The organism is Pantanalinema sp., assembly GCA_036704125.1.
Lineage (GTDB): Bacteria > Cyanobacteriota > Sericytochromatia > S15B-MN24 > UBA4093 > JAGIBK01.
Genome location: DATNQI010000008.1, coordinates 42,173 through 58,410 on the forward strand (window position 1 = coordinate 42,173; position 16,238 = coordinate 58,410).

General features: G+C 68.5%; 13 protein-coding genes. 1 reads left to right on the forward strand and 12 read right to left on the reverse strand.

Annotation, left to right across the window (positions count from 1 at the left end):
- The 8 genes from dapA to rpsO all read right to left on the reverse strand — a co-directional run bounded on the left by dapA (window position 1) and on the right by rpsO (window position 7,643).
- A complete protein-coding gene (dapA, locus tag V6D00_01105; GenBank protein ID HEY9897753.1) occupies window positions 1–900 on the reverse strand; it encodes a 4-hydroxy-tetrahydrodipicolinate synthase in 900 nt (299 codons plus the stop codon).
- 100 nt (window positions 901–1,000) lie between these two features.
- Window positions 1,001–1,426 carry a PAS domain S-box protein gene (locus tag V6D00_01110; protein HEY9897754.1) on the reverse strand — a complete coding sequence of 142 codons (426 nt, stop codon included), beginning with the start codon at window positions 1,424–1,426 and terminating at the stop codon, window positions 1,001–1,003.
- A 33-nt stretch (window positions 1,427–1,459) separates the two neighbouring features.
- Window positions 1,460–2,491 (reverse strand): aspartate-semialdehyde dehydrogenase, encoded by a 1,032-nt coding sequence (locus tag V6D00_01115; GenBank protein ID HEY9897755.1) that lies wholly within the window; start codon window positions 2,489–2,491, stop codon window positions 1,460–1,462.
- 9 nt (window positions 2,492–2,500) lie between these two features.
- Complete coding sequence (dapB, locus tag V6D00_01120; GenBank protein HEY9897756.1) at window positions 2,501–3,298, reverse strand: 4-hydroxy-tetrahydrodipicolinate reductase; 798 nt, start codon at window positions 3,296–3,298, stop codon at window positions 2,501–2,503.
- Window positions 3,299–3,311: 13 nt separating this feature from the next.
- The gene (gene dut, locus V6D00_01125; GenBank protein ID HEY9897757.1) at window positions 3,312–3,746 is read right to left on the reverse strand and encodes a dUTP diphosphatase; all 435 of its coding nucleotides are present in this window, start codon (window positions 3,744–3,746) and stop codon (window positions 3,312–3,314) included.
- Window positions 3,743–4,993, reverse strand: coding sequence for a pitrilysin family protein (locus tag V6D00_01130; GenBank protein HEY9897758.1), 1,251 nt, complete (start codon window positions 4,991–4,993; stop codon window positions 3,743–3,745). Before V6D00_01130 ends, dut begins: the two co-directional genes overlap by 4 nt.
- A gap of 110 nt (window positions 4,994–5,103) precedes the next feature.
- Window positions 5,104–7,248 (reverse strand): polyribonucleotide nucleotidyltransferase, encoded by a 2,145-nt coding sequence (locus V6D00_01135; GenBank protein HEY9897759.1) that lies wholly within the window; start codon window positions 7,246–7,248, stop codon window positions 5,104–5,106.
- A 125-nt stretch (window positions 7,249–7,373) separates the two neighbouring features.
- On the reverse strand, window positions 7,374–7,643 hold the full coding sequence (gene rpsO, locus V6D00_01140) for a 30S ribosomal protein S15 (GenBank protein ID HEY9897760.1): 270 nt from the start codon (window positions 7,641–7,643) through the stop codon (window positions 7,374–7,376).
- A gap of 323 nt (window positions 7,644–7,966) precedes the next feature.
- Here rpsO and V6D00_01145 point away from each other — a divergent pair, with 323 nt between their 5' ends.
- Window positions 7,967–8,554 carry a hypothetical protein gene (locus V6D00_01145; GenBank protein ID HEY9897761.1) on the forward strand — a complete coding sequence of 196 codons (588 nt, stop codon included), beginning with the start codon at window positions 7,967–7,969 and terminating at the stop codon, window positions 8,552–8,554.
- Between the two features lie 16 nt (window positions 8,555–8,570).
- Here the strand turns inward: V6D00_01145 and V6D00_01150 are convergent, their stop codons facing one another.
- From V6D00_01150 to V6D00_01165, 4 genes are read right to left on the reverse strand one after another with little or no spacing between them, the layout of a single operon-like run.
- Entirely contained in the window at window positions 8,571–10,511 is a 1,941-nt protein-coding gene (locus V6D00_01150) for a hypothetical protein (GenBank protein HEY9897762.1), read from the reverse strand.
- Between the two features lie 10 nt (window positions 10,512–10,521).
- On the reverse strand, window positions 10,522–12,432 hold the full coding sequence (locus V6D00_01155; protein ID HEY9897763.1) for an IPT/TIG domain-containing protein: 1,911 nt from the start codon (window positions 12,430–12,432) through the stop codon (window positions 10,522–10,524).
- The gene (locus V6D00_01160; protein ID HEY9897764.1) at window positions 12,429–14,366 is read right to left on the reverse strand and encodes a hypothetical protein; all 1,938 of its coding nucleotides are present in this window, start codon (window positions 14,364–14,366) and stop codon (window positions 12,429–12,431) included. The genes V6D00_01155 and V6D00_01160 overlap by 4 nt, the downstream gene beginning before the upstream one ends.
- A 16-nt stretch (window positions 14,367–14,382) precedes the next feature.
- On the reverse strand, window positions 14,383–16,236 hold the full coding sequence (locus V6D00_01165) for an IPT/TIG domain-containing protein (protein HEY9897765.1): 1,854 nt from the start codon (window positions 16,234–16,236) through the stop codon (window positions 14,383–14,385).
- Between the last annotated feature and the right edge of the window lie 2 nt (window positions 16,237–16,238).

Consider the following 16,238-nt stretch of genomic DNA (forward strand, 5'->3'; position numbering starts at 1 on the left):
TTAAGCCTCCACGGGCTCCTTGATCAGTCGGAGCTCCTTGAGGATCGCCTCGACCCGCGCATGCTCGGCATCGGTGACCTCGACCAAGGGCAAGCGAACGCCGCCCGTCTCGAGGCCGACCATCTTGAGGGCGTCCTTGACCGGCGCCGGCGAGGGGGCGATGAACAATCCGTTGAACAGTTCCCAGAGTTTGAAGTGCAGGTCCCGCGCCGCCTGCCACCGGCCCTCGACGCAGGCGTCCACCAGCGCGTGGACCTCGCTGCCTGCGACGTGGGTCGCCACCGAGATCACGCCGTAGCCGCCGATGCTCATGTAGGGCAGGGTGAGGCTGTCGTTGCCCGAGTAGAGCAGGAAGCTCTCGGGGGTGACCTTGCGGAAGTCGCTCGCAACGTCCAGCGACGCCGACGAATCCTTGAGCCCCACGATGTTGGGGATCTGGCAGAGACGCGCCAGGGTCTCGGGGGCGATGGAGACGCCGGTGCGCGGCGGATGGTTGTAGAGGATGATGGGCAGGCAGGTGCTCTCGGCGACCGCCTTGAAGTGACGGTAGAGGCCCTCCTGGTTGGGCTTGTTGTAGTAGGGCGCGATGAGCAGGATGCCGTCCACCCCGATCGCCTCGGCCTCGCGGGTCAGGGCGATGGTCGAAGCCGTGTCGTTGGAGCCGGTGCCCGCCACCACGCTGCCCGAGCTGCCGACCGCCTCGACGGCACACCGGTACATCTCGAGCTTCTCGTCGTGGGTGAGGGTGGGCGACTCGCCGGTGGTGCCGACGACGACCAGGCCGTCCGATCCGTTCTCGACCAGGTGGCGCGCCAGGCGCTTGGCCATCGGCATGTCGACCTTGCCCTCGTCGTCGAAGGGGGTGACCATCGCGGTGAGGACGCGGCCGAGCTGTTTCATCGTGGAGGACTCCTTCTGTGCAGCCGTATCGTGGGCCTGGCGCCATTTTCTCACGTTTCGGGCCAAGCGTCTATTGGCCAAGCGCCCCGCGCGTCGGGCTTCAGACGATTTCCTTGACGATGGCGATCACGTGGGGAATGCCGTCCAGGTGGGCGACCTTGACCACCACCTCCAGGTCCACCCAGACCCCGCTCTTGTGGGTGAGCAAGGTGCTGTAGTGGTCCTGGACCGTCTCGCCGCGCAGGCGCTCCTGCATGCGCTGCATGAGCTTGGTGCGCTCGACCTCGGGGACCATCCCGAAGAAAGAGGGCAGCGCGAGCAGCTCCTCGAAGGAGTAGCCGCTCAGCTTGGCGAAGGCCTCGTTGACGTAGCGGATCTGCGAGCCGTCGGTGATGACCACCCCGTAGCCCAGGTCGTCGTGGGCCTTCAGGATGGCGATGATCAGGTCGTTCAGGCGACGGATCTCGGCCTGGGCGTAGTCCAGGTCGGCATGGGCGGAGGGCGTGCAGGTCTCGGTCACTTCCATGGCATGTCCTTCCTTCGGTTCACTGGCTGGGTATTAGCTGGAGACCTTTTTTCCAAGCAGGTTCTGAGCGTGCAGGCTCTCGGCGATGAGGACGGCGTTCAGGGCGGCCCCCCGGCGAAGATTGTCTCCGACCACCCACAGGTTGACGGCGTTGGGGTGCGAGACGTCGGCGCGGATCCGCCCCACCAGCACGTCGTCGACCCCCGCCGCGTCCGTGGGCTGCGGGTAGGTGCTGGTCGAAGGGTCATCCGAGATCCGCACGCCTGGAGCCAACGCGATCGCCGCGCGCACCTCCTCGGGCGAGACCGCCCGGTCGAACTCCACGTTCACCGACTCGCTGTGGCCCACCGCGACCGGCACCCGGACGCAGGTCCCCGAGATGCGGAAGTCCGGGGCCTCGAAGATCTTGCGGGTCTCGTGGGTGAACTTCATCTCTTCCTTGGTGTAGCCGTTGTCCTGGAAGACGTCGATGTGCGGGATGAGGTTGAAGGCGATGGGCTTGTTGAGGGCCTTGGGCGCTAGGGTGTCGCCTTCGAGGCGGGCCCCGGTCTGGGAGTACAGCTCGTCCACGGCCTCCTTGCCGGCGCCCGAGACGGACTGGAAGGTGGTGACGACCACCCGCTCGATCCTGGCCACCGAACGCAGCGGCGCGAGCGCCATCAGGAGGATGGCCGTCGAGCAGTTGGGGTTGGCGATGATGCCGCTGTGACGCCACAGGGCGTGGGCGTTGATCTCGGGGATGACCAGGGGCACGTCGTCGTGCAGCCGGAACTCGGAGGTGTTGTCGACCACCACCGCGCCTCGCTTGACCGCTTCGGGGGCGAGCGTTCGGCTGACCGAGCCTCCCGCCGAGGCCAGGACCAGGTCGACGCCCTCGAAGGCCTCGGGGGTCGCGAGCTCGACCGGGAACTCCCGGCCCAGGCAGCTCACGGTGGATCCCGCGGTGCGGCTCGAAGCCAGCAGCTTGATCGAGGCGGCCGGGAAGTCGCGCTCGAGAAGGGTCCTGAGCATCTCCTGGCCGACCATGCCCGTGGCGCCAAGAATCGCCACCGAATATCCGTTCATGTCTTCCCCCTAAAGCAGGTTCTCGAGGCCGTAGACCAGTCCCTTGAGCTCCGGCGCCTTGCGGATCGCGAGCATCACCCCCGGCATGAAGCTCTCGCGCGTCAGCGAGTCGTGCCGGATGGTCAGGGTCTGACCCACCCCGCCGAAGATGACTTCCTGATGCGCCACCAGGCCCGGCAGGCGCACGCTGTGGATGTGGATGCCCCCGAAATCCGCGCCGCGCGCGCCCACGAGCTTCTCGGTCTCGGGCGCGTCGTCCAGGCCGAAGGCGTCGCGCTCGTCGCGCATCATCTGGGCCGTCTTGATGGCCGTGCCCGAGGGGGCGTCGGCCTTGCGGTTGTGGTGCAGCTCGATGATCTCGGCGTTGCCGAAGTAGCGCGCGGCCTGCTGGGCGAACTTCATCAGGAGGATGGCCCCGATGGCGAAGTTGGGCGCGACCAGGAGGCCCAGGCCGCGGGCCTGGGCCGCGTCGTCCAGGTCCTGCAGATCGCTGGTGCTCATGCCGGTGGTACCGACGACCGGGCGCATGCCCATCGAGAGGGCCCGCATGGCGTTGGCCTTGACCACCGAGGGGGTGGTGAAGTCCACCAGCACGTCGGGCCGGGCCTCGGACAGGTCCTCGATCGAGGCCACGCAGGCGACGTGCATGGGCGTTCCCGCCGCGATCGTCCCGATGTCCTCACCCTCGCGGTTGGGGTCCACCGCCCCGACCAGCTCCATGTCGTCCTGGAGGGCGACGGTGCGCACCGTCTCCAGGCCCATCTTGCCAGCGGCGCCCGCGATCGCCACCCTGATTCGCTGCTGCATGTGTGAAAAGCTCCTAGATGCCCGAGGATCCCCAGCCCGTCGTCCGCCGCGTCGCCGCGACCGACTCCACCTCCTCGAAGCGAGGCTCGGTGTAGCGCTCGACGCACAGCTGGGCGATGCGATCGCCCGGGGTCACGTGGTAGTCGTCGTCCGAGAAGTTGTAGAGCAGCACCCCCACCGCGTGGCGGTAAGAGTTGTCGATGAGGCCCGCCCCGGCCTCGATGCCGTGCTTGAGCGAGAGGCCCGAGCGCGAGTGGACGCGCGCCCGAAAGCCCGGCGGCAGCTCCAGGGCGATGTCGGTCGGCACCATGGCCCGCCCGCGGGCCGGCACCCGCACCGAGGCCGCAGCGAAGAGGTCCGCGGCCACATCCCCCGCCTGGCTCACCCGAGGGGCGATCGCGGCCTCGGAGAGGCGCTGGAAGCGAACGCTCACGCCATCAGGGGTCATGCGGCGAACTCCGGCAGCTTGATCCTACGCACGGGCCCCACGACCGTCGCCGTCAGGGTCCGGGGGTCGAAGAGCTGGCGCGCGACCCGCTCCAGGTCCTTGAGGGTGACCTTTTCGATCTCGGCGAGGACCTCCTCGGGAGGCACCAGCCGCCCGAAGCACAGCTCATTGCGGGCCATGCGGCTCATTCGGTTGCGCGGGGACTCCATGCTGAGCAGCATGCCGCCCTTGAGCTGCTCCTTGGCGCGCATCAGCTCGGACTCGGCGATGTCCCCGCCCTTGGCCTTGTCGAGCTCGGCCAGGGAGAGGCGCAGGACCTCGTCAAGCTGCTTGGGCGAGCAGCCGGCGTAGATCCCGAACACCCCGGCATCCTCGTACATGACCTCGTAGCTGGAGATGGAGTAGGCCATCCCGCGCTTCTCGCGGATCTCCTGGAAGAGGCGCGAGCTCATGCCCCCTCCCAGGATGGCGTCGAGCAGGGTCACGGCGTAGCGATCGGGGTTCGCGATCGAGACCCCCTCGGTGCCGAGGCAGACGTGGACCTGCTCGATGTCCTTGTACTTGACCTTGACCGCGGAGTTGGCGATGGGCGGGGCCACGTCGAGGCGGGTGGGCGGGCGCTCGAGCCTGCCCACGGTGCTTGCGAGCTGATCCAGAACGGCCTCGGGGTGGATGTTGCCCGCGACCGAGACCACGAGGCGATCGGGGGTGTAGAAGCGATCCATGTAGGTGAGGACCTGGTCGCGGTCCGCCCCGCGCATGGAGCCGCGGGTGCCCGCGATGGGGCGCGCGAGGGGGTGATCGCCCCAGAACGCCAGGCTGAACATGTCCTGGACCAGCTCGTCGGGGGTGTCCTCGTACATCTTGATCTCTTCGAGGACCACCCGGCGCTCGCGCTTGAGCTCGCTGGGGTCGAACACCGAGTCGAGCAGCATGTCCGACAGGACATCGATCGCGAGCGGCACCTGGTCGTCGAGCACCCGCGCGTAGAAGCAGGTGTTCTCCTTGTCGGTGAAGGCGTTGAGGCTCCCGCCCTTGTCCTCGAGGGACTGGGCGATGTCGAGGGGCGAGCGCGTGCGGGTGCCCTTGAAGAGCATGTGCTCGATGAAGTGGGAGATGCCGTTGTTCTCGGCCGTCTCGTTCTTGGAGCCCGTGTCCATCCAGAACCCGACCGAGGCCGAGCGCACGTGGGGGATTTCCTCGAGCAAGACCCTCACCCCGTTGGGCAACACGTGCTTCTGTTCCATTCCCGTTCCTCAAGGTCGCGCGGCGTGGTTATTCCCACCCATCTTAGCGCAAATCGCAAAAAAAGAAGCAGGAGGGCGCATCGCCCTCCTGCCTCGTTCGAAGTAGCGCCTTACTTGGCGGCGCCGGCCATCATCTTCTCGACCTCTTCGGGCGCGACGCCCTTCTTGGTCAGGTTGATGCGACCCTGGCTGTCGACCTCGACGACCTTGACCACGACGATGTCACCGAGGTTGACCACGTCTTCCACCTTCGCGACGCGCTCGGGGGCGAGCTGCGAGATGTGGATCAGGCCTTCCTTGCCGGGAAGGATCTCGACGAAGGCGCCGAAGTTGAGGATGCGGGTGACCTTGCCCTTGTAGACCGTGCCGACCTCGACGTCCTTGCAGAGGCGGTTGACCCACGCGACCGCGGCGTTGGCCGAGTCGGCGTCGGAGGTCGTGATGAAGACCGAGCCGTCGTCCTCGATGTCGATCTTGACGCCCGTCTCCTCGACGATGCGCTTGATCATCTTGCCGCCGGGGCCGATCAGGGTGCCGATCTTCTCCGGGTTGATCTTGAGGGTGATGATGCGCGGGGCGAACTCGCTGAGCTCGGTGCGCGGACGGGGGATCGCCGCCAGCATCTTGTCGAGGATGAAGAGGCGGCCCTTGCGCGCCTGCTCCATGGCCATTTCCATGACCTCCAGCGAGATGCCGTGGATCTTGATGTCCATCTGCAGGGCGGTGATGCCGTCACGGGTGCCCGTCACCTTGAAGTCCATGTCGCCGAGGTGATCCTCGATGCCCTGGATGTCGGTGAGGACGGCGAAGCGATCGCCTTCCTTGATGAGGCCCATGGCCACGCCGGCGACCGGAGCCTTGATGGGCACGCCCGCGTCCATCAGGGACAGGGTCGAGCCGCAGGTCGAGGCCATCGAGGTCGAGCCGTTGGACTCGAGGGCCTCGGAGACCAGGCGAAGCGCGTAGGGGAACTCCTTGGGGTCCGGCAGGACCGGCAGGAGGGCGCGCTCGGCCAGAGCGCCGTGGCCGATCTCGCGGCGGCCGGGGCCGCGGCTGGGACGGACCTCACCGGTCGAGAAGCCGGGGAAGTTGTAGTGGTGCATGTAGCGCTTGCTGGTGATGGGGTCGAGCCCGTCGATCTTCTGGGCGTCACCCGAGGAGCCCAGCGTGCAAACGTTGAGGACCTGGGTTTGACCGCGGACGAAGAGGCCCGAGCCGTGCGTGCGGGGCAGGACGCCCACTTCGCAGGTGATGGGGCGGATCTCGTCGAGCTTGCGGCCATCGATGCGCAGGCCCTGCTCGGTGACGAGCTTGCGGAGGATCTTCTTCTCGAGGTAGTAGAGCACGTCGCCGACGAGCTTGGGCTTGGCAGCGATCAGCTGGCCCAGCTCGCTGTCCTCGCTCTGGCCGGCGAGGGCCTCGCGGATCTCGGTCGAGAGCGCGTCGACGTTCTTCTGGCGGGCTTCCTTGTCGGCGTTCTGCAGGGCCTCGGTCATGCGGGCCATGTAGTCGTTGGCGAAGGCCACCAGGCGGCTGTCGAGCTCGGCCGGCTTCACGTCGAGCTTCTGCTTGCCGATTTCCTTGACGATCTCTTCCTGCCAGGCGCAGAGCTCGCGCACGGCGTCCCAGCCCACCTCGATGGCCTCGAGCACTTCGGCCTCGGGCACGAGCTTGATGCCGGCCTCGACCATCATGACGGCGTCCGCGGTACCCGCGACCACCAGGTCCATGTCGCTCTCGTCGGTCTCGGTGAAGGTGGGGTTGATCACCCACTCATCGTTGATGCGGCCGACGCGGACGCCACCGATGGGGCCGGCGAAGGGGATTTCGGAGACCATCAGAGCGGCCGAGGCGCCAAGCATCGCGAGCACGTCGGGCTGGATGTTCTGGTCGCTCGAGAGCACGTAGGAGACGACCTGAACGTCGTTGCGGAAGCCGTTCGGGAACAGGGGGCGGATCGAGCGGTCGATCAGACGCCCAGCCAGGATGGCGTTCTCGGAGGCGCGGCCCTCGCGGCGCATGAAGCTGCCGGGGACGCGGCCGACCGCGTACATCTTCTCTTCGTAGTCGACCAGCAGGGGGAAGAAGTCGATGCCCTCGCGGGGGGACTTCGACATGGTGGCCGAGACCAGCACGGAGGTGCCGCCCGACTGGACGAGCACGGCACCGCTCGCCTGCTTGGCGTACTTGCCGAAGGTCATCGAGATGTCGTGGTCGCCGAGCTGGTAGCGATAGGTCTTCACTTCGTTGCTCATGGTTCTTACTCTCTTCTCTTCACTTTCCGATGGGAGCCCTTCCGTCCGCGAGGCGATGGGTCGGGCCGTTCTTTAAGATGCGAAGCCGGCCACCCGAGAGGGGGACCGGCTTTGGCGTCGCTCGTTTACTTACGAAGGCCGAGCTTGCCGATGATGGAGCGGTAGCGGGCCAGGTCGTTCTTCATGAGGTAGGCCAGAAGGCGACGGCGCTGACCGACCATCTTGAGAAGGCCGCGACGCGACGCGAAGTCCTTCTTGTTGCGGGTCAGGTGCTCGCTGAGCTGCTCGATCTTGGCGGTCAGCAGCGCGATCTGGACCTCGGGCGAGCCGTTGTCAGCGTCGTTGCGCTTGTGCTCGGCGATGATCTGGGTCTTGGTTTCCTTGAGAAGCGGCAAAGGTTTTTCCTCCTACATGCGCGGCGAATAGGGTCGCCGTGCGGCGTTCGTCGGACCCGAGGGGGGTGGTAGGCCACCGTCCCGTGAGTCGAGCCGTCGATTCGACCGGCTCTCAGTGCAATCCCTATGACTGACGCCCCTGATTATAGCAAAAAGATTAAGGATATCCAATCTGCTCGCTAAGAATGGCTTGGCTGCTCCCCCTTTCACCGGGAAGAATCGAATAAATGTTCGAGTTCCGGGTAGAAAAGTCGTGGTCACCGACTTGCAGCCCGCCACGCCGCCCCATGACCCTTTCTCGAGACGCTCAAAGGAGGTTCATCATGGAGCGGCGGCACGTCATCAACCTGCAAGGGCAGGAGTTCGTCACCTACGAGGGCTTGCTCAACGAGGCCCACCAGCTCGGCCTCCAGGCCATCCGCACTCACCTGGTGCAGTTGCCCGCCGCCGACAACGGCCATCTGGCCGTGGTCACCGCCGAGGTCGAGCTGGAGGGCGGCAAGGTGTTCACCGGGATCGGGGACGCGAGCACCTCAAATGTCGGCCCCGCCATCGCCAGGCACCTGGTGCGAATGGCGGAGACCAGAGCCAAGGCTCGTGCCCTGCGCGACGCGGTCAACATCGGCATGACGGCCCTCGAGGAGCTGGGCGAACTCGAGCAGGCGCCGACTCGGCCGGCTTCCACCCCCGAGGCCCACGTGCTGGCGGCGGCTCCGGGCCGACTTGCAACCCCCAAGCAGATCAACAAGGTCGCCGCCGAGATGGCCCGGGCGGGGTGGAGCGACCAGGACGGCCGCGACTACCTGATCCAGCGCTTCAACAAGCTCAGCCGCAGCGAGCTGACGACCTCCGAGATCAGCCTGATGATCGACCATCTGATCGCCCTGCCGGACAAGAAAGCAGCGGTGTGATCAGCAGAAGGGAGGCTCAGGGGCAGACCACCCGGATGCGGTAATTGCCGAGGTCCGTCACGTAGAGCTCACCGGAGGGGCCCAGCTTGACGTCATAGACGTACCCGAATCTCGCCGCGGCGAGGCTTCCGTCTGCGAAGCTCTGAACCCCACCCGTGAGGGTCGTGACCACGCCCCCCGGCGCGATGCGCCGGATGGCGTAGTTGCGGGAATCCGCCACGTAGAGCTCGCCGCTCCCGTCGCGACACAGACCGGTGGGCTGGTAAAACGAAGCCCCCGTTCCCGTTCCGTCCCCGGCGCCGGGAACGGCGGTCGGCGATCCCACGTAGGTCGAAACGACCCCCGCCGGCGAGATCTTTCGGATGCGGTTCCCGCCGTACTCCGTCACGTAGAGATCGCCCGACGGATCCAGGAGCATGTCGACCGGGTCTCTGAACTGGGCCGTGAGTAACGAACCGTCCGCATCCCCCGCCGTCCCCGTTCCTGCGAAGGTGGTGACCACCCCGGTCGGACCGACCCGGCGGATCCGGTGGTTCCCGCGGTCGGCGACGAGCAGATCTCCGCTCGGCAGGACGCACATCCCGTAGGGGTTCTTGAACTGCGCCATGTGGGCCGGCCCGTCGTAATACCCCTCGGGGCCTGCCCCCGCCAGGGTCGTGACGGTGCCGCCGGGCGTGATCTTGCGGATGGCGTTGTTGAACCACTCGCTGACGTAGATGTTGCCCTGGGGATCGAGCACCGCCCGGCAACCGCCGTTGAAGCGTGCGCTCGGCCCCTGAGCGTCGGCGAAGCCGGTCACGTCGCCACCCGCCAGGGTCGATACCGCCCCCTCGAGGGTCAGGCGCCGGACGCGCGAGAAGTCCCCGGTCATGATGAAGGCACCGTCCCGCAACGCGGAGAGACCGACCGGCCTGAAGGCCGCCGATGCGCCCTGGCCATCTCCTGTCGGGTTCGTTCGGGTCGACTGGTCTGCCCTGCCGCCCCCCGCGAGCGTCCCGACCGTGCCCTTGATGAGCAGGAAGGGGCTGATGGTCTGCGTCGCCCCGTTGGGCTGCTGCACGGTGAACGGGGCGCAGAAGGCGCCGGCGGGCACGCTCATGGTCGCGGTGCTTCGATCGGCGCTCACGCTCCAGGTGGCGGCCGGCACGGTCCCGAACCAGAAGACGTTGCGCCCGTCCAGGCGGTCAAGGTTGGTGCCCCGGATGGTCACGATCGAGCCGGTCGAGGGGATGGCCGGGCTGTAGCCCGCGATCCAGGGGACCCCGGTGGCCAGGCGATAGGTGTCGGCGGCCGAATCGTAGCCGATCGAGGCGAGGGGGTCCTGGTCCAGGGCGATCGCGCTCCCCACCAGGCCCAGGACCTTCGAGAAATCGCTCGCGGCAAGCCCCGTCCCGACGTCGTTGAAGGTGCTGCCGCTGATGGAGTTGACCAGCTTTTCGAGCGGCACCGATTGCCCCGCTTGCTGCTTGAGGCTCGTCAGCGTCGCCAGCGCCGTGGTCGCCGCGCTCACCACGATGCCGACGTTGGGGGTGGCGTTGGTGAAGCTCTGCCAGCCCTCGTTCCAGACGAGCAGCGTCCGAATGCGGGCCGCCTTGGTACCCGGGCGGTTTGAAGCCCCGCCGACCGAGAGCCCCTTCTGGGCCTCCAGGACAAACGCGTCTCCCGCGCGAGGGGCGAGCCCCGCGAAGTTCAGCACGAAGCCCCCGCCGGCGTCCGTCAGCGAGGTCGAGACGGAGTTCCCGCTCCGAGCGTCGATCAACGACACCGTCGCACCGCTCACCACCTCGCTCAGCTCCGACTGCGCCTGCCGATCGGCCGCGGGGAACTCCGCGCGACCGACCAAGTGAGCTGCGGCCGAGGAGACCGGCGGACGCGCGCCGCTTGGCATGGAAACCTGGCAGCCGATGAGTGCCAGCGAAAGGGCCATGAGCGCGGCGCGCAAGACGGAAGGCTTCATCCTCGAACTCCTACGGCACGTACATCCGGATCCGCTGCCCCCACTCCTCGATGATGAACACCCGCCCCGCCTGGTCCACCCACAGGTCGAAGGGGCCGTGAAGGGTCGCGCTGAGGGCCGCTCCATCGCGCGTCCCGGCCGCCCCCGTGCCGACGAGGGTGGTCACCACCCCGTCCGGGGTCACGCGGCGCACCACATTCCCGGCGCGCTCGGCGACCAGCAGGTTGCCGGCGCGGTCGAAGGTGAGCCCCGCGGGCTGGTTGAACTTGGCGCTGGAGGTGGCGCCGTCGACGAAGCCCGAGGTGCTCCCGGCGACGGTCGTCACCACCCCGGCCGGGGTGACCTTGCGGATCCGGTGGTTGCCATAATCCGCCACGAAGAGGTTGCCCTGAGGATCGAGCGCGATGTCGAACGGTTGATTGAACCTTGCGGCCGTCCCGGTGCCGTCCGTGGTGCCGGCGGCCGCAGGCACGCTCCCGGCGAGGGTGGTCACGGTGCCGTCAGGGGTGATCTTGCGGATGTTGTGGTTGCCGTAGTCGCTCACGAAGAGGTTTCCCGCGGCATCCAACACCAGCTGGTCGGGCCGGTAGAACTGGGCGGCGGTCCCCACCCCATCGAGGTTGCCCTGGGTCCCTCCCGCGAAGGTGCTGACCATGCCGTCCGGGGTGATCTTCCGGATGCGATTGTTGAATTCCTCCCCGACGTAGAGGCTGCCGTCCCGCGCCACTGCCACCGAGATCGGATTGTCGAACATGGCGCTGGCCGCAGGCCCGTCCGCGAAGCCCTTGACCCCGCTCCCCGCGACCGTCGTCACCACCCCGGCCGGGGTGATCTTGCGGATGACGGCGTTCCAGGCGTCCGCCAGGTAGACGTTGCCGTCCGCGTCCAGGCCGGGGCTGCATGGGAGGTTGAAGCCGGCCTGGGTTCCCACGCCGTCGAGCCTCGAAGCGTCGCCGCGACCGACCCAGATGCCCGTGGTCCCCCTGACCTCCACGAAGGGGCCCGTCCAGGTGCTCGCCCCCTGCGTCAGCCGCAGCCAGCCGCTGTGGCCATCGGCCGGTATCGTGACCGCGAGGCGGCGGCGATCGGGGCTGACCGACCAGGCGACCGGAGCCTCGCCGATCGTCAAGCGCGTGTCGGCGCGTGGAGCGGGGAAGTTCTGGCCCGAGAAGGTGACGGTGCTGCCCGTGGAGGCGGGACTCGGAGAGTAGGCGTCGTAGATCAGCAGCTCGCCGGGCTTGAGGCCGTAGGTCGCGCCCGTCGCGTCATAGGCGACGCTCTCGATCGGGTCGCGATCGCTCGCGATCGCCTCCTCCACCAGGGCGAGCACCTTCTCGTACTCCGGGCCCGAGATCCCCGTGGCCCCGGGGGTGAAGGCAAGCCCATCCGCTCCGAGGCAGCCGGCAAGGGCGCTCAACGGCAGGCCCCGCAAGGCGGCGACGAGGCTCACGGCCGTGGTGCCGCCGCTCAGGGCGATGGGGCCGTCGACCCCCGCGTTGGTCAGGCTGAGCCAGTCGCCGCCCTGGTAAAGGAGCACCGAGCGCAGGCGCGCGACGGCGCTCCCCGCGCGGTTGGCCTGGTCGCCCACGGCGAGGCCCTTCGAGGCTTCCAGGTAGTAGGCGCGCGCCGCGACGAGACTCGAAGCGCTCGGGGCGAGATAGAACCGGCCGTCGGCGGCGCTCAGGGCGGTGGCGACGCTCAGCCCCGTGAGCGAGTCGATCAAGGAGAGGGTGGCCCCGCTGGCCACGTCGGCGAACGTGGCCTGGGCAACGCGCCCCGCAGTCGTGATCCGTCCCTCGACCGGGACGATCGCGCTCGCCACGGCGGCGCCGTCCGGCGAAGTTGGCGCCGGTCCCGAGAGGGGGCAGCCCGCGAGCGCGAGAATCAGGACAGGGAGCAGGGTCTTGCTTCGTATCTTCATGGGCAGATCACCCGGATCGTGTGGTTGAGGTTGTCCGCCACGTACACGTTCCCCCTGGAATCCACGGCGACCCCGTAGGGCCGGTAGAACTGGGCGATCCCGACCGCGCCGTCACGGGAGCCCGAAACCCCGGTGCCCGCGATGGTGGTGACCGCCCCGCTCGGCGAGATCTTTCGGATGGCGTGGTTCCCCGAATCGGCGAGGTAGAGGTTCCCGGCCGAATCGATCTTCATGCCGACAGGGTCGCTGAAGCGCGCCGCGCTCCCCAGGCCGTCCACAAAGCCCGGCGACGCGGCGAGGCCCGCGAAGGTGGTCACCGTTCCCGATGCCGAGATGCGGCGGATGGCGTGGTTCATGTAATCCACCACGTACACGGCGCCATCGACACCGGGCTGCACACTGCAGGGCCCCTTGAAGAGCGCGCTGCCGGTGGCGCCGTCGGTGGAGCCGGCGGCGCCACCGGCGAAGGTGCTGACCACCCCGCCGCTGAGGCGCCGGATTCGGTTGTTCGATTGATCGCCGATCAGCAGGTCCCCGTTGCCGAGGATGCAGAGCCCGAAGGACTGGTTGAACTGGGCGCTCAACGCTGGGCCGTCCAGGTATCCTGGCGTCGCGGTGCCCGCGACCGTGGTGAGCGTGCCGCCCAGCGTCAGCCGGCGGACCCGGGCCCCGTCCACGTACTCGGTGAAGTACAGGGAGTTGACGCCGTCGAAGGCCATGGCACTCGCACCCGAGAGCCTCGCGCTGGTCCCCACCCCGTCGACGCACGCCTGGGTTCCATCGCCCGCCAGGGTCGAGACCTCCCCCGAGGGGGTGATCCGGCGAATCCGCCGGTTGTAGAGCTCGCTCGCGTACAGGTTGCCCGCGTTGTCGAACACCAGGTCGTTGACCCCGTCGAACAGGGCGACGCGCCCGGGCCCGTCGGCGAAGCCCTTCTGCGTGGGCATGCCGGCAAAAGTCCCGACCGTTCCCTTGATGAGCAGCATGGGCCGGATCACCTGCGCCACGCCACTGGGCTGCTGAAGCGAGAAGGGGCCGCAGTAGGCTTGCGCGGGCACGCTCATGGTCGCCGTCGCGCGATCGGGACTCACGCTCCAGGTGGCGGCGGCGTAGTTGCCGAACCAGAAGGTGCTGCGCCCGTTCAGCCTGTCCAGGTTGCTGCCCCGCAGGGTGAGGACCTGCCCGGGAGCGGGGCTTTCGGGCGAGAGGCTCGAAATCCAGGGGGTGCCGACGGCGAGGCGATAGGTGCCGGTGGCACCGTCGAAGGCGATGGCCGAGAGAGGGTCCTGGTCCAGCTCGAGGGCGTTGCTCACCAGCTGGAGGACCGGCTGGAAGTCGGCCGCATCGCTGAGCCCCGTCCCGGATGGGTTGAAGGTGCTCCCGCTCACCTTGTTGACCAGCAGGCTCGGGTCCAGGCCAATGCCCGCTTGCTGCTTCAGACCCACCACCACGCTCAAGGCGGTCGTCGCAGCGCCGATCGAGATCCCGCTGTTGGGGGTCGCGTTGGTCAGGCTCTGCCAGCCGTCGTTCCAGAACAGCAGGGTCCGGATGCGCACCGCGGCAGCTCCGGGTCGATCGGGCAACCCACCCACCGACAGACCCTTCACCGCCTCCAGGAGATAGCGGCTGCCGTTGACCGGGGCGATGCCCTTGAAGTCCAGGGTGAAGGCGCCCGAGGCATCGGTCAGAGCGCTGGCGACGGTGAGGCCCGTGGCGGCGTCGATCAGCGAGACGGCGGCCCCGCCCGTGGCCTCGGCGAGGCTGGACTGAAGCGCCCGAACGGGTGCGACGAAGCTTGTCCGGCCGCGAATCGCCGGCACCTCGGTCGAGACGGTTTGCCCGGCGCGCGAGCCCACGGGCGCCAGGCAGCCGCTCGCCCCGATCGCCAGGGCGATCGCAAGCGCGCAAACGCCCATCCTTGCAGCCCGAACCATCACGCCCCTCCCGTCGCTACGGCACATAGACCCGGATCCTTCGGTTCTTGCTGTCGCCGATGTAGACCAGGCCATCGGAGGCCACCTTGAGGTGATGCGCATAATTCAGGAGGGCCTGCAGGGGCGGCCCCTCCGCGAAGCCGGCGACAGTCGCCTTGCCCGCCACGGTGGTGACCACGCCGCCGGACGTCACCTTGCGGATGCAGTGGTTCTGGAGATCGGCGACGTAGACGTTCCCCGAGCCATCGACGCTGACCCCCTTGAGCGCGCCGAACCTGGCGCCCGCCCCCGTCCCGTCCAGGTAGCCGTATGTTCCTCCGGCCAGGGTGCTGACCACTCCGCCCGAGATCTTGCGCACGCGGCCGTTGCTCCACTCGCCCACGTACACATTGGCGCCCGCCGCGTCCACCGTGATGCCGTAGGGCTCGTTGAAGGTCGCGCTCGAGGTGGCCGCGTCGCCGGCCCCGGGCGCCCCGGTTCCCGCGAAGGTGGAGACCACTCCCTGCGGGGTGATGCGACGGATCTTGTTGTTGGCCAGATCGGCCACGTAGAGGTTGCCGGCCCCGTCCAGCGCCAGGTCGCTCGGCTGGTTGAAGGTGGCGCTCGCACCCGGGCCATCCTGAGCGCCGGTGCTCCCGGCCCCGGCCAGCACGCTCACCGCCCCGTTCGAGGCGACCTTCGAGATGCGGTGCGCCGCGCGCTCGCACACGTACACGTCGCCCGCAGCATCGACCGCGAGGCCACTGACCCCGATGAAGACGCCGTGCGGCACAAGCAGGGTGCTCGCGCCGCTCGGGCTCAGGCGCGTGAGCCCCTGGGCCGAGATGTAGTAAAGGTCTCCCGTCGCGCCGAGGGTATGCACCTCGGCCATGGCCCACGGATCGAGCGGATCGCCCGAGTAGGTGCCGACGGTCCCGGGGACCCTCACGAAGGGGCCCGTCCAGCGGGCAGTCCCCTGGGCGATGCGGATCCAGCCGCTCGCGCCGCTCGCAGGAACGGTGACGGTCAGCTGGGTGCGCGACGCGTTGAGGGTCCAGGGCACGGGGCTCTCGCCCAGGTAGACGAGCGTGTCCGAGCGGGGAACCGGCAGGTTCTGGCCGGTCACCACCACCGTGCTGCCGGTGGCCGCCGACAGGTGGCCCGCCGTAGGGTGCAGGACCAGATCGGCCGGTTTGAGGCCGTAGCGGGCGCTTGCGGGCGAAAGGGTCGGATCGTAGCCGAGGGCGGCGACCGGATCCCGATCGCCCGCGATCGCCGCTCCCACCAGCGCATCGACGGCGGCGAACTCGTCGGAAGCGATCGCGCTGGTGGCCGGCTTGAAGGTCGCGTCGCTCCCCGCGAGCGTCCCCACCAGCGAGGACAGCGCCAGCGAGCGTATCTCCCCGATGAGGGCGACGGCCGTGGTTCGGGTGCTCATGACGATCGGATCGCCGGGCTGCGCGTTGCTGAGGCTGACCCAGCCCCCGGGCGCGAAGAACAGGACGGTCCTGAGGCGCGCGGCGGCCGCCCCGGCCCGGTTGGCCGTCCCCCCGGCGCCGAGGCCCTTGAGGGCCTCCAGGTAGTAGGGCCGCCCGCCGACCGGCGACACCCCGGGCAACCGCAACTGGAAGCTTCCCCCGGGCGCGCTGACGGTGGTCCCGAGCGTCAGGCCCGTCGCCCCGTCGACGAGGGCGACCGTCGCCCCGCTCGCGATCTCGAGGACCTGGGCCTGCGCGGCGCGATCCTCGCCGAGGATGCGCCCCTCGACGGGCGGGGCCGAGACGACGGCCTCGCCGCTGGCCCCTTGGCTCGCGGTGTGCGAGGCGGGCGGCTGGCAGCCAGCAACGAGCAAGCAGCCAAGCGCGCAGAGCGAAGCCAGACGACGGCGCATGG